The 22,704-nt window shown below is 50.1% G+C and carries 18 protein-coding genes and 1 tRNA gene; 3 read left to right on the top strand and 16 right to left on the bottom strand.

The genetic code is table 11. The features are described 5' to 3' along the window. Positions 1-17: 17 nt before the first annotated feature. Positions 18-758: an alpha/beta fold hydrolase gene (locus ACS5WU_RS03565; RefSeq protein ID WP_465088948.1), complete on the top strand. Its 741-nt coding sequence runs from the start codon at positions 18-20 to the stop codon at positions 756-758. A 150-nt stretch (positions 759-908) separates the two neighbouring features. On the opposite strand, the gene ACS5WU_RS03560 is transcribed toward ACS5WU_RS03565, so the two are convergent. The 4 genes from ACS5WU_RS03560 to ACS5WU_RS03545 all read right to left on the bottom strand — a co-directional run bounded on the left by ACS5WU_RS03560 (position 909) and on the right by ACS5WU_RS03545 (position 4,245). Continuing rightward, the gene (locus tag ACS5WU_RS03560) at positions 909-1,361 is read right to left on the bottom strand and encodes a very short patch repair endonuclease (RefSeq protein WP_302759904.1); all 453 of its coding nucleotides are present in this window, start codon (positions 1,359-1,361) and stop codon (positions 909-911) included. Positions 1,362-1,370: 9 nt separating this feature from the next. Continuing rightward, positions 1,371-2,594 (bottom strand): type II restriction endonuclease, encoded by a 1,224-nt coding sequence (locus ACS5WU_RS03555; protein WP_302759905.1) that lies wholly within the window; start codon positions 2,592-2,594, stop codon positions 1,371-1,373. 2 nt (positions 2,595-2,596) lie between these two features. After that, complete coding sequence (gene dcm / locus ACS5WU_RS03550; protein ID WP_465088947.1) at positions 2,597-3,655, bottom strand: DNA (cytosine-5-)-methyltransferase; 1,059 nt, start codon at positions 3,653-3,655, stop codon at positions 2,597-2,599. Between the two features lie 185 nt (positions 3,656-3,840). Then, positions 3,841-4,245: a helix-turn-helix domain-containing protein gene (locus ACS5WU_RS03545; RefSeq protein ID WP_302759907.1), complete on the bottom strand. Its 405-nt coding sequence runs from the start codon at positions 4,243-4,245 to the stop codon at positions 3,841-3,843. A gap of 309 nt (positions 4,246-4,554) precedes the next feature. On the opposite strand from ACS5WU_RS03545, the gene ACS5WU_RS03540 reads away from it, so the two are divergent. Further along, positions 4,555-5,538: a hypothetical protein gene (locus tag ACS5WU_RS03540; RefSeq protein ID WP_059108340.1), complete on the top strand. Its 984-nt coding sequence runs from the start codon at positions 4,555-4,557 to the stop codon at positions 5,536-5,538. 99 nt (positions 5,539-5,637) lie between these two features. Here the strand turns inward: ACS5WU_RS03540 and leuD are convergent, their stop codons facing one another. The 8 genes from leuD to ilvB form a co-directional block, all read right to left on the bottom strand. After that, on the bottom strand, positions 5,638-6,129 hold the full coding sequence (gene leuD, locus ACS5WU_RS03535) for a 3-isopropylmalate dehydratase small subunit (protein WP_302759908.1): 492 nt from the start codon (positions 6,127-6,129) through the stop codon (positions 5,638-5,640). An 18-nt stretch (positions 6,130-6,147) separates the two neighbouring features. Beyond that, positions 6,148-7,404 (bottom strand): 3-isopropylmalate dehydratase large subunit, encoded by a 1,257-nt coding sequence (leuC, locus tag ACS5WU_RS03530; protein WP_046443962.1) that lies wholly within the window; start codon positions 7,402-7,404, stop codon positions 6,148-6,150. A 113-nt stretch (positions 7,405-7,517) separates the two neighbouring features. Beyond that, a complete protein-coding gene (gene cimA, locus ACS5WU_RS03525; RefSeq protein WP_059108341.1) occupies positions 7,518-9,092 on the bottom strand; it encodes a citramalate synthase in 1,575 nt (524 codons plus the stop codon). Between the two features lie 282 nt (positions 9,093-9,374). After that, complete coding sequence (locus ACS5WU_RS03520) at positions 9,375-10,907, bottom strand: 2-isopropylmalate synthase (protein ID WP_268872434.1); 1,533 nt, start codon at positions 10,905-10,907, stop codon at positions 9,375-9,377. A 155-nt stretch (positions 10,908-11,062) separates the two neighbouring features. Beyond that, positions 11,063-12,712, bottom strand: a complete 1,650-nt coding sequence (ilvD, locus tag ACS5WU_RS03515; protein WP_302759909.1) for a dihydroxy-acid dehydratase — start codon at positions 12,710-12,712, stop codon at positions 11,063-11,065. Positions 12,713-12,825: 113 nt separating this feature from the next. Then, on the bottom strand, positions 12,826-13,815 hold the full coding sequence (ilvC, locus tag ACS5WU_RS03510; protein ID WP_059108434.1) for a ketol-acid reductoisomerase: 990 nt from the start codon (positions 13,813-13,815) through the stop codon (positions 12,826-12,828). Positions 13,816-13,877: 62 nt separating this feature from the next. Then, a complete protein-coding gene (ilvN, locus tag ACS5WU_RS03505) occupies positions 13,878-14,378 on the bottom strand; it encodes an acetolactate synthase small subunit (protein ID WP_046444279.1) in 501 nt (166 codons plus the stop codon). 68 nt (positions 14,379-14,446) lie between these two features. Next, the gene (gene ilvB, locus ACS5WU_RS03500) at positions 14,447-16,111 is read right to left on the bottom strand and encodes a biosynthetic-type acetolactate synthase large subunit (protein ID WP_302759910.1); all 1,665 of its coding nucleotides are present in this window, start codon (positions 16,109-16,111) and stop codon (positions 14,447-14,449) included. A gap of 428 nt (positions 16,112-16,539) precedes the next feature. On the opposite strand from ilvB, the gene ACS5WU_RS03495 reads away from it, so the two are divergent. Then, positions 16,540-16,616 (top strand) — tRNA-Arg (locus tag ACS5WU_RS03495). Between the two features lie 354 nt (positions 16,617-16,970). On the opposite strand, the gene ACS5WU_RS03490 is transcribed toward ACS5WU_RS03495, so the two are convergent. The 4 genes from ACS5WU_RS03490 to ACS5WU_RS03475 all read right to left on the bottom strand — a co-directional run bounded on the left by ACS5WU_RS03490 (position 16,971) and on the right by ACS5WU_RS03475 (position 22,703). Then, positions 16,971-17,414, bottom strand: a complete 444-nt coding sequence (locus ACS5WU_RS03490) for an RrF2 family transcriptional regulator (protein WP_302759911.1) — start codon at positions 17,412-17,414, stop codon at positions 16,971-16,973. A gap of 87 nt (positions 17,415-17,501) precedes the next feature. Beyond that, positions 17,502-17,939, bottom strand: a complete 438-nt coding sequence (locus ACS5WU_RS03485; protein ID WP_302759912.1) for an RrF2 family transcriptional regulator — start codon at positions 17,937-17,939, stop codon at positions 17,502-17,504. A gap of 31 nt (positions 17,940-17,970) precedes the next feature. After that, positions 17,971-18,771: a C40 family peptidase gene (locus ACS5WU_RS03480; protein WP_302759913.1), complete on the bottom strand. Its 801-nt coding sequence runs from the start codon at positions 18,769-18,771 to the stop codon at positions 17,971-17,973. Then, entirely contained in the window at positions 18,768-22,703 is a 3,936-nt protein-coding gene (locus tag ACS5WU_RS03475) for an Ig-like domain repeat protein (protein ID WP_302759914.1), read from the bottom strand. Before ACS5WU_RS03475 ends, ACS5WU_RS03480 begins: the two co-directional genes overlap by 4 nt. Position 22,704: the final 1 nt, after the last annotated feature.

Below are 22,704 nucleotides of genomic sequence, written 5' to 3'. Positions count from 1 at the left end.
CAATCAAGGTTAGCCGTATGAGAAAACAAAAAATCCTGAAAATCGTCATACTTGTGGTTGTGGCCGCACTCCTGTGCGCGGTTTTCATTTACCTCAGCACAGGCAATTACGGGGCCTCCGGCGCTGCGAAAGACGCTCTGACGTCCGGCGGCTGCGTGACGGTGACGCAGACAGATCAAACCATTGCATTGATTCCTGATCAAAATGAGGGCAATAACGCTTTGATATTCTATCCCGGCGGCAAAGTGGACGCAGAGGCTTACGCCCTGCTCGCCCGCGACATCGCCGCACAGGGCGTTTCCTGCTTTATCGTGAAAATGCCTTTCGACCTTGCGGTTTTTGGCAGCGGCAGCGCAAAAGGCGTGATCGACCAGAACCCCGGAATTGAAAACTGGTATATCGGCGGGCACTCGCTCGGCGGGGTTATGGCTGCAAATTACGCCGCAAAAGACGGGCGGATCAAGGGAATCGTGTTTTTGGCCTCCTATCCAAATTCCGACCTCTCCGCAAGCGGATTGAAGGCAATCAGCCTCACCGCCTCAGAAGACCAGGTGCTGAATTGGGATAAATACAACGAAGCGCTCGTGAATTTCCCTGCAGATACGCTCTACCAGGAAATCGACGGCGGCAACCATTCCGGCTTTGGCAGCTACGGTCACCAGAAGGGCGACGGCGAAGCGCTCATTTCAAACAAAGTGCAGCAGCAAATAGCCGCTGATGCAATCGTGGATTGGATCGCGTCGCAAAGCAATGCCTGACAAAATAAAAGCGCGGGTTCCGCGCTTTTATTTACCCTCTTGCCGGGCATATGGAATCCACATAGAAAGACAGGCACAGGAATCTGTTTCTATGTTTTGTGCAGGAACAGCAGTAAATATGCATTAAAATCGGAAATAAAATTAAGTGTTTCATATTTCGAGAAACTTTAAGTCGGAATTGTTGATAAAAGTTTCTATTTGTTGTAGATGTCTTTCTTTTGCCAGATTATCCTTTATCATGTTTTTTACAGTACATTCCCAAATGATCAGCACACGAAAGCCATTGTTTTTTAAAATATGCACGACCATTTTATCACGCTCAATATTATTGGAAAATTTTTTCAACCAAAAATCCACATTGGATTTAGGAACATACGCAAATCTGCATCCTTCATGCCTATGCCAATAACAACCATGTACAAAAACAGCGACACGTTTTTTCGTAAAATAAATATCGGGATGGCCTTCTACAAGCTTTGAATTTACTCTGAATCGGTATCCACGTTTATGCAATTCCGAACGAATGAACAATTCTGGCTTTGTGTCTCTTGCACGAATCCTTGACATGTTGTGACTTCGTTCTTTTTTTGATTTTATATCCATATCAAATAATCAGTTGTGCCAGGTCATGGCTCTTTGCCGGAACATTACTACTTCAATAAACTCAGCAATACTCATTAACCATTTTTGCTGAGTTTCAGAATATGTATTATGTATCGCCCTTGGCACTACCAGTTGCAGATGGTGAGATTCCATCTCATTTGTCTGGTTTGTACTGATAGCAGCTTCAAAAGTAAGCAGGTGCTTGTCTCTGATACGGTCTGCTTCCGAGAGTACCTGCCGCCACCTGTCTTTACATGTGCTTTTTACTCCAAGCATTGTTAACAGCTCTGTATTGAATTTTGGATCGCGATAAGCATCAATACCAGGAAAAATGAAGTCGGGTTTGGCTTTGTTCTCTGTTACTTTTGTTCTGGCATATTGGATATTACGGCAAATAAAGAGTTGCTCGACATGGTTTTCCAAAGCCTGTCCAGCGCGACTCTTTCTCCGGTTTTGTGTTGACAGGGAAAACTGAAAAAAACCATCTACATCATTTTCAAAACCCTGAGAAAGCCGCTCAGAAATAAGATGCTTTTCAAAAGTGCGAAATAATATTTCCTCGCGTTCCATCCACTTCATCAACACAATGTCTGGATTATCACCCGGATGAATATCTGCCAAGGTAGATCTTGCATATGCCGAAAACTCTTTTGTGGATGGGAATTTATTTCCAAATTTTGCTATCAGCGACTCAAGAAAAGAATCTTCGCTTTCCTCAACTTTGATACCAAGTTGTTCAAGAATAAAACGCGAAGCAAATGCCAGTAGATCCTGTTCACTGTCGAGGTTGCCGCGAACAGAAAAATGCATCGATTCTCCAAGTCCAAATAACCAACGAAGCTGATTGCAAATTGTAGAGCCACCTTCTGCAACAATAACGAGGACTGTATCATCAGGTCTCAATCCTATGAACAATTCATCTCCCTCAGCAGCACAAACAGAAACCGCGGTTGTTGGAAAATACATTCGATATTCTGTACGGGTTGGGTGCGCTTCGCGTGCATCATACCAGGTTAAAAAACCTGTGTCAGTTATGGGTTCGTCATCATCATCACTATCATTCAGATAGATAAATTTTGCTGCAAAAGTACGCTTCTCTGTGCCGAAAATGTTTTTAAGAGGAGAAACACCATTATATTCGTGTTGATTGCTCGTGGCCGTATCCGCTTCAACTGCGCTGAGGACTTTTCCAGCAACACCTTTAAAATACTGTGATAAATAGCCTTGTTTCAATACTACACCGCCTTTGCATTCGTATGTTCCCGCACTTCTTTCACTGCCTGCTCTATGTGCGGCTCCATAACCTGCGCTACAGCTTTGATAACAGGCACTACAACAGAATTGCCAAACTGTTTGTAAGCCTGTGTATCAGACACAACAATTTTGAAGGAATCATCAAATCCCATTAATCTCGCACACTCACGGGGTGTCAACCGGCGCGGGTTTCTTTTCCTAGTTTTAGTATTTCTGGAAATGAGAATTTCAGAGCCATCCTTGTAGTAACGTGCAGATAATGTACGAGCCACATCATCCCCAGTCACAAGACCAAAGCCAAATCCATTTCCTTTGGCTTTGTGTTTTGCGGCGTAGTCCTGAAGATATTGCCATAGATGATCGGTAAGAATATATTTTGAATGAACCTTGGCTTTAGACCCGGTAGTAAATGGGTGCTCTGCAGATTCTGTGCCATCCTCCGGATGGAGTATTTCCTTTAGTGTATGATGAACATCCGGAATAACCAGATTATCCCAGGAAAAATCGGTTTTTTCTCTGAAACCAACAATAATAATGCGTTCCCGGTGCTGGGGAACCCAAGACTGTCCATCAATTACTTTCCAAAAAATCTGATATCCTAATTCCTGCTCAAGCGTATTGCATATTACTTCAAAAGTATGCCCTTTATTGTGCGAAACCAAGTTTTTAACATTTTCAAGCATAAAAGCCTTAGGTTGTTTCGCCGCAATTATTCTTGCTACATCAAAAAACAACGTACCCTGAGTTGTACATTCAAATCCATGAGGACGGCCCAGCGCATTTTTCTTTGACACTCCGGCAATAGAAAAAGGCTGACAGGGAAACCCCGCCAACAACACGTCGTGATCAGGAACTTTATCAGCAGGGAAAGTTACTATGTCTCCAATAAAATGATCTTCTTCACCAAAATTAGCCTGATAAGTTTTTTTTGAGTAGTCATTCCATTCGCTGGTAAAGACACATTGGCCACCAATAGATTCAAAACCCAAGCGTATACCGCCAATTCCTGCAAATAAGTCAATGAAGGTAAAATCTGCCATATATTGTTCACCTCCATACAGATTTTCTTATATACATTATAGCATATAGTATAGCACAATCAGGTTTCTTCCTCAAAAAAATTTGAAAATCAGAACTTACTGTTTATATAGATTCTCGAAAACTTTTATACCAGGCTTTTCGTCAGCCCGGTTATGGTTATCAGTAATCGCCCTTCCGCGCTTTTTTAGTTTGATTCATTTTTGGTTTCGGCTTCATTATAGGTTTCGAATGCCTTTAAGATTGTTCGTATGGAGTTTTTATCCAAATGGTCGATCAATTTATACAGTAAGGTACGGTCTTCGCCCTCTAATTTTTCATCCAGTAATTTCATCAAAGCGCCTGCCGATTTATCCTTACTATAATCCTCGTGAAAGAAATCGTCAAGCGTGATGCCAAAATATTCACAAAAATCATAAACAACCGATACGGTTGGATTAGTCTTATTGCTAGACAAATTCGCAACGCACTTTTCTCCATGTCCGATTAACTGGCTTAATGATTTTTTATTTTTAATATTGTTTTCAACAAGAAGCTGTCGTACTCTCGTACTTACAAATTCCCTGATGAACTTTTCACTTTCTTTGCTCATACTGTAAGTATAGATTATCCCAAAACCTTATCGAGCATTAATCATCCCTTTTTATGCTCAATATAAGAGACTATTATTGCTAAACATTATAAAAGAGAGTATACTGAATGTATCAACCCACAACCGCGCGCGCTTCGGTGCAGGCTGTCTATCCAAAACCCCAACATCATCCAGTCTACACCCTTCCGCGCCGCCCGTGGGTTAAATTACCGGGAAAGCAACAAATTTTAATGCGCATTTGTTGCAATACCGGCACAAATTGCAGGAGCGGGCGCCCTGTCCCCGCGCTGCCAAAAAGGAGTGCCTGTTATGGAACAGATGGAAGAGGGCGGCTGTATCTTTTACGACAACCGCAAAAAACGCAATCTGGCTGCCGACCATAAATTGTGCGACGCGCTCCGTTTGCAGGTTGCATATTTATTCAGGCGCCACCATGTGATCGATTTTTTGGTGCTGGACAGCTCGGACTCCGATATTGTTTTCAGCAGCATCGTGGACGAATACAGGAAAAGCATACGCCGCAGCACAAAAATATCCTGCACCATATATTTCAAGAACTTTTGCGGAAATCTGCACAATTACCATACCAATTTCAACTGCATGGCCCGCTACGACGATATTTTGAAAGCGGTGGATTGCGTCGTCCGGCAATCCACCCGCCTATTGCTGCTGGACGACGGCACCCTGCAAAAGCCTTATATTTACGAGCTTGCAGACAGCATGAAAATACCCATCTATATTGTCGATCCCACCCGCCAGACCTTCCGGGTAAAGCATCAGGCAGGTTACAGCGATTCTTTGAAGCAGGCGTTTCTCAACGTGCGGGCGTTACGCGCCATCGTCCCCCACAACCTCAAAAAGCGGCTTGCCGCTTTGAAAGGCGGCCTTACGGGAGTCAACGACCAAATACACCATTGGGAAATGGTGGAAATCCTGCAAGGGCGCGAGCCGGGCAGGGGCGTTTTATTTAAACGGCTTTTCCAGGCGACGGCGGTGAAGCTGAAACAGGAAATACGCGTTGTCAGCGCTCTTCTGGAATATGGGGACAAACGCCTGAACGCGCTGTATTGGAAGGCGAAGGAAGCGGACGAGGAAGCGCGCGAAATCTTTTATGTAGAAAGCTCGGAGGTGTTTACATACCCTTATTATGGCAACCCCGGGCTTTCCCCCGAAACAACCGGCATCATATTGGAAGCAGACAAAACCGTGCTCCGCTTCCGCAGGGCCTTCAACAAAAAGTCCGCCGCGCGGGGCGGCTTTACCATCAAAGGAACGCTTTTTATCATCCGCTGACAACGCCCATACGCAAAAAAGGATATTGCATATGCAATATCCTTTTTCTTTTCATACAGCTCTGCACATCGTCCATGCCTTGCGTGGCTTTGGAGGTTCTTACAGCTTATCCTGCTTCACCGCCTCTATCAGCCCGCCCGATGAAATGATATTCTGGATAAACTCCGGGAACGGCTGCGCCTGATAGCTTTTTCTGCTCGTCAGGTCGTGGATTGCTCCGGTGGAAAAATCAACCTCCACCTCGTCGCCGTTTTTGATCTCGTCCGCAGCCTGCTCGCATTCCAAAATCGGCAGCCCGATATTGATGGAGTTGCGGTAGAAGATGCGCGCAAAGCTCTTCGCGATCACGCAGCTGATGCCCGCTTCCTTGATCGCAATCGGCGCGTGCTCGCGCGAGGAGCCGCAGCCAAAATTCTTTTCGCCGACCATAATGTCGCCCTGCTTCACCTTCTTGATAAATTCTGTATCGATATCCTCCATGCAGTGGGAGGCAAGCTCCTTCGGATCGGAGGTGTTGAGGTAGCGTGCGGGTATGATTACGTCCGTATCGATATTATCCCCATATTTAAAAACTGTGCCTTTTGCTTTCATACTATCAAACTCCCTTTCTCAGATATCCGTTGGCGAAGCAATCCTGCCCGCAATCGCGCTTGCCGCGGCGACCTCCGGGCTAGCAAGGTATACTTCCGATTTCACATGCCCCATTCTTCCCACAAAATTCCTGTTTGTGGTCGCAACCGCACGCTCGCCCTCAGCGAGGATGCCGCAGTGCCCTCCCAGGCACGGCCCGCAGGTAGGCGTGGAAACCGCGCATCCCGCCTCTACAAATATCTTCAGCAGGCCCTCTTCCATTGCCTGCAAATAAATCTTCTGGGTTGCCGGGAAGATAATCGTGCGTACGTTCTTTGCTACCTTCCTTCCAACCATGATTTCCGCGGCGGCGCGCAGGTCGCTGATCCTGCCGTTTGTGCACGAGCCAATCACAACCTGATCGATTTTAATGTCGCCCACCTCGTCGATTGTCTTTGTGTTTTCCGGCAGGTGCGGGAACGAAACCGTAGATTTGATTTGCGACAAATCCAGGTCGATCACGCGGGCATAATCCGCGTCCGCGTCCGGCGTATAAACCTTGAACTCCCTGTCGGAATGCTCCCTGATGTATTCGATGGTCTGGTCGTCCACCTCAAAAATACCGTTTTTGCCGCCCGCCTCTATCGCCATGTTCGCAATGCACAGGCGGTCGTCCATCGTGAGGGAGGCAAGCCCTTCTCCGCCAAATTCCATGGACTGGTAAAGCGCCCCGTCCACGCCGATCATGCCAATGATATGCAAAATCACGTCCTTGCCGCTGACATATTTTTTCAGCTCGCCACGGAGGTTAAAGCGGATTGTCGGCGGAACCTTCAGCCACACCTTGCCCGTTGCCATTGCAGCCGCCATATCTGTAGAGCCAACGCCCGTGGAAAACGCGCCCAGCGCGCCGTAGGTGCAGGTGTGCGAGTCCGCGCCGATCACTGCGTCGCCCGCCACCACAAGGCCCTTTTCCGGCAATAGCGCGTGCTCGATGCCCATTTCCCCAACGTCGAAGAAATTGACGATGCCGTGCCTGCCTGCAAATTCACGTACCAGCTTGCACTGCTCGGCAGCCTTAATGTCCTTGTTTGGCGTAAAGTGGTCCATAACGAGCGCGATCTTGTTTTTATCAAACACTTCCTTGCCCGTCTTGTTAAATTCACGAATGGCGACGGGGGCTGTGATGTCGTTCCCAAGAACCATGTCCAGGTTCACGGAAATGAGCTGCCCCGTGGTGGTGCTGGGAAGGCCCGCGTGAGCCGCCAGTATTTTTTGCGTCATTGTCATGCCCATAAATTTTATACTCTCCTTTATTCTTGTATCATACAGCGATATCACTCCAGGCAGGTTATGCAAAACCTGCGATAAATTGCCGTAACCATTATACCATAACAGCTAAGCCTGTTTTATACCTTGTCAAGCGTCAGCTTGTACTCGATCGAATCGGTGAGCGCAAGGAAACTCGCCTCGATGATATCGGTGGAAACGCCCACCGTATTCCATGTGTGCTTCCCATCCGTGGATTCGATCAAAACGCGCACCTTTGCCGCCGTCGTCGCCGAGCTTTCCAGCACGCGCACCTTGTAGTCCGCAAGGCGCATGTCCTCGAGCGACGGATAGAAGCCCTTAAGCGCATTTCTCAGCGCAAGGTCAAGCGCATGCACCGGGCCGTCGCCCTCCGCGCCTGTAATGCGGGATTCCTCTCCCACCTTTACCTTAATGATCGCCGAGGACGGATACTCCTGGTTGGTAAGCGGCTGCTCGCCGATAATCTTGAAGTATTCCAGTGCAAAATACTGCTTGTATTTTCCAAGCAGCCTTCTGATCACAAGCTCAAAGCTCTGCTCCGCCGCCTCAAACTGGTATCCCTCAAATTCAAGCTGTTTCAGCCTGTCCACAAGCTCGCCCACCACGGGATCCTTGACCGTCACGGCAGGGTCTACTCTCTGTATCTTTTTGATCAGCGTCGCCTTGCCGGAAACCTCGCTCATCAGGAACCTGCGGTTATTGCCCACCTTCTGCGGGTCTACGTGCTCAAAGCTCTCGCGAATCTTTTTCACGCCGTCAATGTGCATTCCGCCCTTGTGCGCGAATGCGCTCGAGCCCACATAGGGGCTGGAAGACGGCAACCAGATATTCGAAATATCCGCGATCCTGCGCGCCGTTTCCGTCAGGTTTTTGAGGTTCTCTTCTCCAAGAACCTCATATCCCCGTTTCAATTCCAGATTGGGAATAACCGTGGAAAGGTTGGCGTTTCCGCAGCGCTCGCCAAAGCCGATAAACGTGCCCTGCACCTGCCGCGCGCCCGCCTCTACTGCAAACATGGTCTGCGCTACCGCCATGCCCGTATCGTTGTGGCAATGGATGCCAACCTGCACGCCCGGAAATTCACAAACGGCTTTTTGCGTCACGTCCCCAATATCCGTGGGAAACGTCCCGCCGTTCGTATCGCACAGGCAAAGCACGTCCGCGCCGCCTCGCACTGCCGCGGCAAGCGCGAGGAACGCGTATTCGGGGTTTGCCTTAAACCCGTCAAAAAAGTGCTCCGCGTCAAATACCACGTATTTGTCGTGCCGCTTCATATATGCAACCGTGCTCTCGATCATGGAAAGGTTCTCTTCCAAAGTGGTGTTAATCACCTTTTCCACGTGGAGATCCCAGCACTTCCCAAAAATGGAAACCGCGGGGGTATCCGCTTCCAGAAGGCTTTTGACGTTGGAATCCTCCTCCGGTAAAATGTTCTTGCGGCGGGTGCTCCCAAACGCGCAAAGCTGTGTGTGCTGCTGCTTTTCCCCTTTGAGCCTGCGGAAAAATTCCAGGTCTTTGGGGTTGGAGGCGGGGTTCCCCGCCTCGATGTAGTCGATTCCCAGCCCGTCGAGCGCGCGGACAATATTCAGCTTGTCCTCCACCGAGAAGGCGATGCCCTCCCCCTGCATCCCGTCGCGCAGTGTAGAGTCGAACGTATATACTTTCTTGCTCATTCAAATACTCCTTTTTTAAACGCGGCAGGCACGTACAGGTATGTGATATCGTTCGCGACGCACATGATTGCAATCAGCACTTGCCGGCGGACACACGGGATGCTGCAATGAGGAGCTTGAGGAGCCGTATCGCGTTGAATTACAGTTGCTCCAACAGGCGGATGCAGAGCGCCGTACATCGTTTCTCTTTCCTGAGTTGTACGGCGCGTCTCCGAAGAGCGGCATCTTGTGCGTCCGCCTTTGCGTCCGCGAATAATATTACGTGCACCATCGTGCGTGTGTTTACGCGCCTAACAGCTTGTTGATCGCGTTGACATATGCCAGCATGGAAGCTTCGATAATGTCCGTCGAGAGGCCGCGGCCCGTAACCGTCCTTCCCTCAGACGAAACCTTGACCACTACCTCGCCCAGCGCGTCCTCGCCGTGGGACACCGCGTTAATCTTGTAGTTATTGAGCTGCAGGGGCATCTTTACGATGTTCTCTATCGCCTGGTATGCCGCGTCGATCGGCCCGTCGCCCAGCGCTACCTGTTCCTGCTCCGCGCCGCTCATGTCCTCCAGTGTGATGTTTGCAGTCGCCTGTATCGTGTTTCCGCTGTTCACAACAAACTGTTTCAGGCGGAAGTGCTCCACAACCTTTGCGGCCTTCTGCGCGACCAAAGCTTCCACGTCGTATTCCGTGACCTCTTTTTTCTTGTCGCACAAATCCTTGAATTCTACGAACGCCGCGTCCAGCTCTTCCTTGCTGAGGTTATAGCCCAGCTCTTTCAGGAAGTCGTCAAACGCATGCCTTCCGGAATGCTTGCCCAGCACCATTTTGTTTGTAGTGAGTCCAACCGATTCCGGCGTCATGATTTCGTATGTCTCGCGTTTTGCCAGTACGCCGTGCTGGTGGATGCCGCTTTCGTGCGCGAACGCGTTCGCCCCTACGATTGCCTTGTTCGGCGGGATCGATACGCCGATAATCTTGGACAACAGGCGCGAAGAGCGGTAAATCTGCCTGGTGTTGATGTTTGTGTCCGCGTCGAACAAATTCCTGCGGGTGTGCAGCGCCATTACGATCTCTTCCAGCGATGCGTTGCCCGCCCGCTCTCCAATTCCGTTGATCGTGCATTCCACCTGCGTAGCGCCCGCGCCAACGGAGGCTACGGAGTTTGCAACGCCCATTCCCAGGTCGTCGTGGCAGTGCACGGAAATATCGATATCGTCAATGCCCTCCACGTTCTTTTTCAGGTAGGCAATCAGGTCGTACATCTCCTGCGGCAATGCGTAACCCACCGTGTCCGGGATGTTGACCGTCGTTGCACCTGCTTCAATCGCAGTCCGCACGGCGCGCGCCAGGAATTCCTTGTCGCTCCTCGAAGCGTCCTCCGCCGAAAATTCAATGTCAGACACAAGCTTTTTCGCATAGGATACCGATTCCCTGATATGCGTCAGTACCTGCTCCTCAGTCATTTTCAGCTTATATTCCATATGCAGCGGGGAGGTCGCCAAAAAGATGTGTATCCTTGGCGAAACCGCGCTTTTGAGCGCCTCATAGGATGCGTCGATGTCCTTTTGCACTGCGCGGGATAAAGAAGCGATCGTGCTGTTCTTGATCGTTTTTGCGACTGTCTCCACGCTTTTAAAGTCTCCCGGCGAGGAAACCGCAAAGCCCGCTTCAATCACGTCTACCTTCAGCAGCTCCAGCTGCCTTGCAATCTCGATCTTTTCCGACAGGTTCATGCTGCATCCCGGAGATTGCTCCCCGTCGCGCAGTGTGGTATCAAATATTTTAATGGTTTTCATAATCATATACTCCTTTTTAACTTGCAATTTCTATTTTACAGCCTATGCTTGCTTGTTCGCTTAGCGTGCATAGAGCGGATGCAATTCAAGGCAAACCGAGCGACCGAGGCAGGCGTATTATAACATACGCCGACGATGGAAGCCGAAGGTTTAACGCAGAAGTGCGCCGCGCTATGTGCGCGCTACTTAAGCACCGCGCCGGTGTCTGCGCCCTGTACCATCCTTGCGTACCTCGCGAGCCAGCCGTGCGATACCTTCGCCGGCATGAGCCGCGAGCCCGTAAGTCGTTTTGCAAGTTCATCTGAATCCACCTTCAGATTAATTGAGTATGCGTTAATATCGATTTCTATAATATCGCCCTCCTGCACATAAGCAATGAGTCCGCCTGCGGCGGCCTCCGGGGAAACATGGCCGATTGCCGCGCCGCGCGACGCTCCGGAAAACCTTCCGTCCGTAATCAGCGCAACCTCCTTATCCAGCCCCATTCCTGCCAGGTTAGAGGTGGGGGCCAGCATTTCCCGCATTCCCGGGCCGCCCTTTGGCCCTTCGTAACGGATCACCACCACGTCGCCTTTTTTGATCGTTCCCGCAAGGATCGCTTCGTTCGCTTCTTCCTCACTGTCAAACACGCGCGCCCTGCATGTGCTTTTCATCATTTCAGGCGCAACCGCCGCGCGCTTTACCACGCAGCCCTTGGGCGCCAGGTTTCCATACAGGATCGCAATGCCGCCGGTTTTAGAGTACGGATTATCTACAGGGCGGATTACATCTCCTGTGCGCCTTGCGTTTTTGATGCGTCCCATAGTAGTCCCGTCCACTGTTTTGGTATCCAGTATGAGGCCCTTTTTATGGATTTCCGCCATCACCGCGGGTATTCCGCCGCATTCGTTGAGCTCTTCGATATAGTGGTGCCCCGCCGGCGCCAGATGGCAGATGTTCGGCGTTTTTTCACTGATTTCGTTTACCTCGTGCAAATCGATTTCAATGCCGCACTCATGTGCGATTGCCGGCAGGTGCAGCATACTGTTCGTGCTGCAACCAAGCGCCATATCCACTGTAATCGCATTATGGAACGCGTCCTTTGTCATGATGTCCCTAGGTTTTACGTCCTGCTCCACCAGCTTCATCACCTGCATCCCCGCATGCTTTGCAAGCACCGTACGCGCAGACATCACCGCCGGTATCGTTCCATTGCCCGGCAACGCCATTCCCAAAACCTCGCACAGGCAGTTCATGGAGTTTGCCGTATACATCCCCGAGCAGCTGCCACAGCTTGGGCAGGCCTTCTGCTCGAACGCCTCCAGTTCCTCATCGCTGAGGGTGCCGTTTGCGTTCGCGCCCACCGCCTCAAACATACTCGACAGGCTCGTTTTCTGTTCCCGGAACCTTCCCGCCAGCATCGGCCCGCCCGAGCAAACGATTGCCGGAACGTTAACCCGCGCTGCTGCCATCAGCATACCCGGAACGATCTTATCACAGTTGGGCACCAGCACCGCTCCGTCAAACGCATGGGCAATGAGCAGCGTTTCCACACTGTCCGCTATAAGCTCGCGCGACGGCAGGGAATAGTGCATCCCCATGTGGTTCATGGCAATCCCGTCGCACACGCCGATTGCGGGCACCTGGATGGGCGTTCCTCCCGCCATGCGGATGCCGTCAGCCGCGGCACGTGCCACCGTATCAAGATGCAAATGGCCCGGAATCACCTCGCTCTGCGCGTTCACGACCGCGATAATCGGCCGTTCCAGTTCTTCCTTTGTGAGGCCCAGCGCATACAGCAGGGAGCGGTGCGGCGCACGCTGTGCGCCTGTTTTAATGTTGTCACTGTTCATATTGTTCTCCATCGTTCATAAGCTTTTGCCCGGGGATAAGCCCGTTGCGGTTCGCCTTGCCCGGCACCCCCGCAATTTCCGGCTTATCGCCCGGCCGAAATCACACGGTTTCCTTATTTCTTGTTGTGCCAGCTCATTTTTCCCCGCAGCTCCTCGCCCGTCTTCTCGAGCTGGGATTCCTTGCCGATGTTGCGCATCGCGATAAAGTGCGGGCGCTTTACCTGGTTTTCAAGCATCCAGTCGCGCGCGAACGTTCCGTCCTGGATTTCCGAAAGTACCTTTTTCATTTCTTTGCGCGTATCCTCAGTAATAATCCGCTTGCCCGTCACATAATCGCCGTATTCCGCCGTATCAGAGATCGAGTAACGCATTCTGGAAAGCCCGCCCTCAAAAATCAGGTCTACGATCAGCTTCATTTCGTGGCAGCATTCAAAGTATGCCATTTCCGGCGCGTAGCCCGCCGCTACAAGCGTGTCGAAGCCCGCTTTAATCAGCTCAGATACGCCGCCGCACAATACGGCCTGCTCGCCGAAGAGGTCTGTCTCCGTCTCTTCGCGGAAGGTTGTTTCAAAAATACCCGCACGGCCTCCGCCGATGCCGCTCGCATAGGCAAGCGCGAGGTCTTTCGCCTTACCCGTCGCATCCTGGTGGATCGCAATCAGACAGGGCACGCCCTTGCCTTCAAGGAACTGGCTTCTTACCGTGTGGCCGGGCCCTTTTGGAGCAACCATCCAAACGTCAACATCCTTTGGCGGAACGATCTGTCCAAAGTGGATGTTAAATCCATGTGCAAATACGAGGGATTTCCCTTCTGTCATATAGGGAGCGATTCCTTCGTAGATTTTTCCCTGCTTTTCATCCGGCACGAGGATCATAACGATATCCGCAGCCTTCGCGGCGTCCTCCGCTGTCATTACCTTAAGACCGGCTTCCTCTGCGGATTTCCACGAACGGCTTCCTTCATACAGCCCGACGACAACGTCCACGCCGCTCTCCTTCAAATTCTGCGCATGCGCGTGTCCCTGGCTGCCATAGCCGATAATCGCAACGGTTTTACCCTTGAGGAGTGAAAGGTTACAGTCCCTGTCGTAGTACATTTTCATTTCCATTTGTTTTGCCTCCAAAATTATTATTTAGAATATATTCTGATATCAAAAGCGATATCTTAGTTGTCCTCATGCAGCGAGCAGGTTCCGCGCTGCAGCGCCGTTATTCCCGTACGCGACATTTCTATAATCCCATATTCGTCGAGCAGCTTCAGCAGCGCTTCGTTTTTTTCCGGCGTTCCGGAAAGCTCGATGATCATAGAGTCGATACAGATATCAACGATCTTCGTGCGGAAAATATCGCACAGCTCTATAATGCTGGCCCTCTTTTCCGCGCTCGAATTTACTTTTACGAGCACAAGCTCTTTATAAACCGAGTTTTTGGAACGCAGGCCTGCGATCTTTACAACGTCGATCAGCTTTGCAAGCTGCTTTTTGATCTGTTCAAGCTCCGCTTCGTCCCCTACAAGCTCTATCGTAATGCGCGACACCTTTGGATCGTGCGTCTCGCCGACGGAAAGGGAACGTATGTTGTATCCCCTGCGTGAAAACAGGCCCGTTACCTTGGAAAGTACGCCCGATGTATTTTTGACCAGTACGGACAGCACATATCTTCTAATCATAAATCATTCTCCTTCGCGGTTTGCTTCTCTACATTATTATATAGCCAACCTCTGCCCCGACTCAATTATTTTTCCAGATCCAGGATAATATTATCGAGCGGTTGTCCTCCCGGAACCATTGGCAGTACATTTTCATCCTCATGGATGTCACATTTCACGATCACCGGCCCTTTGTGCGCAAAAGCCTTTTTAAACGCGCCTTTCAGGTCCTTTTCGTCCGAAATATCCACACCGTACGCGCCAAACGCTTCAGCCAGCTTCACATAATCCGTAGGATTGTTGAGCGTCGTCTGCGAGTAACGCTTGTCAAAGAACAGCTTCTGCCACTGGCGAACCATCCCCAGCACATTATTATTGAGTATCAGTATCATGATCGGCAGCTGATGCTTCACGGCAGTCACAATTTCCTGCAAATTCATATGGAAGCTTCCATCTCCCGCAATGTTTACCACCTGCTTGCCTGTGCCAACCGCAGCGCCCATCGCCGCTCCCATGCCAAAGCCCATCGTGCCGAGTCCGCCGGATGTAATCAACTGGCGCGGATGCTCTATCTTCAGAAACTGTGCAGACCACATCTGGTGCTGCCCCACCTCGGTCGTAAACACCGTATCCTCCGGCGCGGCCTCCTGCATTGCCTGTATGATCTTTTTGGGAAACCTCGCGTTCCTTGTGGCCCTGTCCAGCGGATAGCTCCGTTTCCAGTGCCTCACCTGCTCCATCCAGGTGTCGTCCGTTTTCTGCTCGAGCTGCGGCAGTAAAGCATCCAACACATCCTTTGCGTTTCCCGTCACCTCATAATTGGCAGAGATATTTTTGTTGATCTCCGCTGGATCCACGTCAATGTGCAGCACCTTTGCCTGCGTCGCAAATTTTGTCCTGTCCGACGTTACGCGCTCTGAGAACCGCGCGCCGATCGCAATCAGCAAATCACAATTCGAAACGCACATCGCGGAGGTTTTCGTACCGTGCATCCCCACCATTCCGGTATACTTCATATCGCTTGCGGGAAAAGCGCCCATGCCCATCAGCGTCATCGTAACCGGTGCGTTCAATTTTTCCGCCAGCTCTTGAACCTCTTGTTCCGCCTCCGCCGCAATCACGCCACCTCCAACAAAGATAAAAGGCTTTTTGCTTTCATTGATCGCTTCGGCAGCGGCCTTGATGTCATCCTCGCTGAACGCATTTTTATGCTCGATCGCCTTGGGCTTTTCCGGCGTGTATTCGCCCTCGCCAACCGTTACGTCTTTTGTAACATCCACCAGCACCGGGCCCGGCCTGCCGCTTTGCGCGATATAGAAGGCTTCGCGGATCGCAGGAGCCAGATCTTCGATCTCTTTTACGATCACATTGTGCTTGGTAATCGGGATCGTAACGCCTGTAATATCGATTTCCTGAAAACTGTCTTTCCCGAGATTTTTCTTCTCCACATTTCCAGTGATCGCCACCATGGGCACGGAATCCATATATGCCGTCGCGATTCCCGTTACCAGGTTCGTCGCGCCGGGGCCGCTTGTCGCAAATACAACGCCCGGTTTTCCTGTCGCCCGCGCGTAGCCGTCGGCGGCATGCGCCGCGTGCTGCTCGTGGCAGGTCAGGATATGGTTGATTTCAGGATAGTCATACAAGGCGTTATAGAGCGCGATGACCGTGCCGCCCGGGAATCCGAACACGGTATCTACATTTTGCTCCTTCAAACACTCCATGATGATTTGTGCGCCTGTTAATTTCACTGTACTTTCCCTCCAAATTCTTCTTTCGCATTTCCAACAAAAAAGGCCTGCGCTTATTTGCGCAGGCCTTTGAATTATCTCTTAATTCCTCAGTCCTTACTCATGCCGCCTTGGCACAACCGCAATAAGCCTTATTCGCCTCGCTAATAATGACGACGCTAATAAGGTTAATAAGGACGAGGATGAAATTGTAAGAAACTTGCTGATTCATTTTCTTACTTCCTTTTCATTTCTGGTACTTATGATAATGCTATTCTTATTCTATGTCAACATTTTTTTCGAAATTCAAACAAAATAATTGCAAAATGTGTGGCTTTATATTAGAATAATCTTTGTAACTTGTTTACAGGCGTTCTTGTCCCATGGCAGCTTACAGCCGCTTTTCCCAAGTTATGCAGGGCGGGGGAAAACTGAATCAGTATTTTAATGCACCTGTAGCTCAGCAGGATAGAGCGTTCGCCTCCTAAGCGAAAGGCCCCGCGTTCGAATCGCGGCAGGTGCGCCACAGAAAACCGTATAACAATGCGGGATTAAAGACAATGCCGGCTTGTCAATTCACATTACAGGCTGGTATTTTTTATCATAAAATCATGTTTTTACGCTGGAAATCCCCTGGAAAATATGAATTTTTACTAATAAAACCGCCCGCCTACCCGGTGATTGCTCTATCCAAAAACCATATTGCCTTTTACCTATATGATTGGATTGCCTTTACAGGATGCAGTGGAGTATAATATGCGCCCCTTAACTTCTGTTCGGCACTATCTTTTTCCAAGTGTTTTCACTCCAGATCAAGGGAAGGCTTTCACCTCCTTTGTTTTTACATGGCTCATCAAAACCCACTGCATTTCTTCATCTTCTATCTGGCGATTCGTTCCAGCCTCTGTTTTTTCGGCCTTATTTCTTTCGATTGTTGGTCAAATAAATCACATATGGTCGTCTTTCTCATAAAAAGCTCAACCATATCACCCACCATATCAAAATATCCTTTGATCGCAGCTTCATATTTATATTCCTCTATATTCACCTGTGGACTGTAAATATGAATATCTCCCTCAATAGCGGTATATACCTCAAATACCGTAGTATTTTTCGTAGTTTTTGTCATATGGTAGCCGCCGTTGCAACCCTGGACAGAATGAACAAGCCCGGCATTCTTCATGATTCCCAGCAGCTTCGCCATATATAGCCTTGATATATTAAGCTTATCGGCTATTTCTCCGGCCTTGACCATCCCGCCGCCCGCCTCGTGAATATATTGTAAAATTTTCAGGGCATAGCCTGTCGTTGTTTGTATTTTCATAAGCTACTCCTTTCACTGATCCTGCCCACACATAAAACTGCACTTGCCATTTTTCCATACTGCTTACCCCAACCTAAACGGATTACCCTATTTTATTGCTTTTCCGTTTCCATTGAAACGGATTACATCGTGTCTCAATACGTACATATCGGCAAAAGACGTCTTTTGCATAACCTGTCGAATATGATTGCTGATTTCTGTAAACATGGATTCCCACATGACATCGTACTTATTCTCGTCTTTCGCCTGTGGAATAAAGCTGATATCCTCATTCATAACCCTACAGATTTCGTATAGGGAAATATCACCTAATCCACGCGTTAACCGATATCCACCGTTTCTTCCCAGTTCTGAACGCATCAAGCCCCGCGCGCCCAGTTTTCCCAATATTTTCATCATATAATTATATGAAACACCGAGTTCTTTTGACAATTCAGTCGCTTTTATGATCGGATTCCTAACTGTACTTTCTTTCGCGGCAAAATAGCTGAGTATCCTCAATACATAGATCGTTCCCTGCTTCAATCTTCTAAATCCCCCTACCAATAGACTCTGGCTAGTTCAATCTGCCGAACGCATAAAAATGCTGCTGCCAATACGGCGTCTCAAAACTGCTGTAGCCGATGGGTTTGCCCGCATGCAGCATATATCCGTTGCCTACATAAATGGCAACGTGCGTTACCGTGTTCGGCGTCTCATATGTCCCCTGGAAAAAAACCAGATCGCCCGGCCTTGCTTCTTCCCTTGAAATCTCTGTGCAATGGTTATACAGACTCTGTGCGTCTGTCCGCTCAATCTCGTAGACTCCGGAATGGTTCAGGCTCCAGCATACAAAACCGCTGCAGTCAAAAGACGTTTCCGGGGTTGAGCCCCCAAACACATAGGGAAAACCAATATATTTCTTCGCCTCACCTATCAAAGCAAGGTAATCTTTGTCGTTATAGAGTTCTCCCGGATATCCGTTCGCACCGCCGTCTGTTACATGGATATCCGACGGATCGTCCTTTGCGTAGGTTGGCGCGGAAATAGAAACGGCGGAACTATGGATATATACCATCTGTCCATTTTCATCCATGACGGCATCCCATACGCCATTGACATTTACCGCGTAAATGTCAAGCGCTTCTCCGATACCCGCCCGCCCGGTTGTCTCCGCTGTTTCTGACGGCATTTTTCTGTAATTCGTATCGCAGAGCACAACGGCACGACGGATTCCCGGTTCTTCCGTACTCGCTGGCTCGCCTGCTGCAGGCAGTATAAACGGCAGATCGGCCGCAAGCGCTGATGCAGGCAGCAGCCAAATCAGTATAACTGCAATCACGGCAAGTATTCTTTTCTGTCCTTTTGTCACTTTCATTTCAATTCCTTATGTTCTTCCTTTTTCTTGTTTATCATTACAACTGACAGCACGATCACAGCAGCAGCTATTCCAATGAGCAGATATATCCAAACTGATACAGAGGTATCGCCGGTCTTTGGCTGTCCGCTTCCGCCATCTGTCCCCTGATTCGGTGTCTTAACCGGCTGCATGGCGTTTCCGGCACGATCCGAGGCATACAGATACCATGTGCTGCCGTCCGCCGGTACGGAGAACGTGTAATCTCCTGTCTGTACATCGTATGTCGCCACCTTCAGCGCGCCTGTCCCGTCGCTTGCCTGCCCATACTTCACTGCCGCACTGTCGATGCCGGACAATTCATCCGCGAGTTTTGCAGTCACAACACGTAACCCATCCTTGATATCCGTCCCAATCGCTTCAACATGCGGCGGCGTGTTATCGAATACCTGTCCCTCGCTGCTGAGATAGGTCGTATTGCCTGCCCGGTCTGTGATCCGTGCATAGATCACACGCCTGGCATTTGGATCGACCGGTATCGCTACATCCGAAAACGGCGTGTAGGAAGTCCATTGCCAGTCCTTTGAGGTCTCCTTGAACTGGTCAAGTGTTTCGGATAACGTATCTGCCTTGGGATCGGTTTCCCTGATGTAATATTCGATCGCCGCGATCCCGCTTGTCTTACCGGGATCATCCTCCTTCGTTTCCTGTGCCTCTATGGTAAACGTCGTCTCCTGCCTGTGGTATTGCCCGAAGGTGATCGTGTCGAGGAAACTCTGCCAAACGTTCTTTCCTTCCCTGATACTGCCTGTTGGCGCGCCGCGGTCGATATACGCCATCGCTTGTTTTTCTTCGCTTATGTTTCCGGCTTTGTCCACCGCACGGAAATAATAGGTATAGGCGCCATCTGCCGCAGGAAAAACCGTAGCGGTTGCCACTCCATCCGCAAGATTCATTCGCTCGCCGTCCGTAAAGCCCGTGATCGGGTGTTCTGCATATAGTACAGCCTCCACGCCGCTAGCCGCGTCTTGCACATCCGGGACACAGAGCGTTATTTCCGCTTTGTTTGTCCACCCGGCAGGCTGGGCATATGGCTGCCCAATGCTTGGCGAAGCCGTATCCTTATAAATCGTGGTACTCGCCGGCTCGCTGTAATTGCCAAACGCGTCCCTTGCCCAAATATAATATGTAGTCGCGCCATTTGGCGGTGTGACCGGGATGCTGCACGAATCTTCATTCTCAGTATATGCGCTGTAACGCGCCGCTTTTGACACATCATTTTGTGTGCCATACCACAGCTCTTCCACCGTCCCCGGAGCTCCGGTTTTCTTTTCGTCGGCAATGCCTGTCGCATGGAGCGTAAAGTCCGTTTCACTCAGGTAACCGTTTTCCGTGGTGGCAGGCGTATGCGTAACATCCATCACGACGGGCAGCTTTGTGTCGATCGTAGTGACAACAATGGGGACCTCCGCCCGGTTGCCGACCTTGTCGGTCATGATCAGGTAATACGTCCCGTTGTGATTCACCGTGGTGCTTATGGCATGTGCCCCGTCCGTATCTAAAAACAGTGCGCTGCTGACAGGGATATTACCCTGGTCATTTGGCCCGGCATTTTTATCCTCGCTCAAAAACACCTCATCAATCCCACTGCCGCCGGTTTCCCCATCTTCCGCAGGAACAGGATAGCTATAAAAGTTCCCGTCGTCGTCTATCGCCGCATCCCAATCCATTTCCATGGCAATATCACGTACATCGGCGGAAATCAGCTTTTCCCTGCTCCACACGTCCGCCGCGGGCGACTGCGACACATTTTCCGCCCTAGGCGCTTCGGAATCAATTTTATCGATCACGAACCCTTTATTTTGTTTTATATTAGGCCCTGTAAAGGAATCCGTAAAATCCGTATTGACCGCCAGGTCACGGGCCGATATGCTAAATTCCGTATTCACAGGCAGTATATCTGATGTAACATGGAAAACGCTGTCTGTATCCTTTACAATTTCCAATCCATAGGTCGAAATATTCGCTGCAATACTCGAAGACGGCGTTGTATTATGGATGAATATCTTTGTTTCATCAAGTCCAAATCCGGGCGTTCCGTCTTCCAGCCCCGGATCTTCCAGCCGGAAGCTTACCGTCCGGCTCTTCGCCCAACCGTCTGCCGTCTCGTTTTCCGCCGTATAGGTAACGTCTGAGACTTCCGGCCCCTCGTTATCCTGCGTATAACCGTTTGTCGATACATACGCCACATTGCCCGCTTTATCCATTACCCGCACATAAATGATCCAATGCCCGGAATTTCCATTGAACCCATAAGCCGAATCATACTGTTTTACTGATGGAAACCATGATACGGTTTTTAATTGCTCTTCGCTGAGCGGCGTCTTGCTGAGATAATAATCGAAATATGCCGACTGTACACCGTCAAAATCCTTTGTCTTAAGCCCGCTTTCCCCGTCGCTCATGAGGACGGAAAAACATGGCATGGCGCTGTCGGGTGAAATCACACCATAGTCTATTTCTTCCGGCTTTAACAGACTGGAATACCTGTAGACGATCCCGTCCTCCAGCAAAGTCCCACCGGTATCCGTATCCCAAAAGTATGAATATTGTTTATACCGCGGATCAAACACTTCCACATACCGCAAACCTGTGTGATGCAGGTGGGAAAGAATCAGCGTTACGTCAGGCGGGGTAGTATCCGCAGTATCAAGCGGTATCATTGCGTTAGCATTCAGCACCGTCGGAAAAATTTCATCTACCGGTGGCGCAACTGTTAATTGTGCCGGAAAAAATGAAGAAAGATCTATCGTTTCGTTTTTGGTGAACGGCTCCGCTTCGCCTGAATGAATGCTTACCGGAACCGTAAAACGAAGCTTCTGTTCCGAAGCGTTCATATAGATTGCCGTAATAGATTCCTTTTCGGCAACCCCGGTTGCCGTTACAATCGTCTTGGGCGTGTCTTCAGTCGACAGTGTAACAGCGCTGCTTTTGTTTTCCCACCGTAAAAACAAAATCCCGGGCGCAGATGCCGGCGCTTTGATCTCTTGCCGCCTGCCAGCCTGCAAGTCCACCTGTAACGGCTCTGTCATGATTGTGATCGGCCCCTCCTGCTGCGGACTTGTTTGTCCGAAAGGTGCCGGCGCGCCATAAAAGTCCGACCAAATGACCGCATGAAAAGCTTCGGCGGGTACGCGGCATATTCCCGCGACCGCTCCCTCTGCACCATCGAGTCCCGCTACGGTTGCCGCAACCTGTACTGACGAGATTTTGGTGGCATTTTCAATCATTCCTGCAATCCCCCCCGCTGCGCCATCCGATATCACGCTGCCCGACAGATAGACATTTTCGATGACTGCGTCATCTGTAATCCGTCCCGCCAGAACGCCCGCCTGCGTAGCGCCATGCACGTTCGCATCCGTTACCGAAAGGTTCTCAACCCTGCCCGCAAGTACGGAAAAAAGTCCTGCCGTATCACCCGCTATTGTAAGCCCGGAAATGCAATGCCCGTTCCCGCGCAGCTCCCCTGTAAACGGTTCCTGCGCACTGCCAATGGGCCGGAATGCCGCGCCGTTGCCCGCAATATTCCCAGAAAGCTCATATATTCCATCCAGCGGGTATGCTGAATCGTACCCGATCCTGCTCAGGTCTTCCGCAGAGGCAATAGCAATCGGCTGCACCGCTGTATCCGGCTGGTTATCCTGAACCGCTTCCGGTTCGTTTCCTGCCGCCGTGGATTGTGCCTCCATCTCCATTGTATTAACCGGTTCCGATGAAACAGACGCCTGTCTGCCATTTCCTACAGTCGGTGCAACGGATACCGCAGGCTCCGGTTTGTCTGCCGCCAACTGCTCCGGTCCCGCGAACGATACCATCCCGATCGACAGGATAATGCCCAATATAATCAGGCATATTATCACTTTGGCCGCTTTGCAATTCCTGATCTTTCTCATA

It is taken from the genome of Christensenella sp. KGMB01412 (genome assembly GCF_055522415.1).
This window is presented reverse-complemented; position numbering and strand designations above follow the sequence as displayed.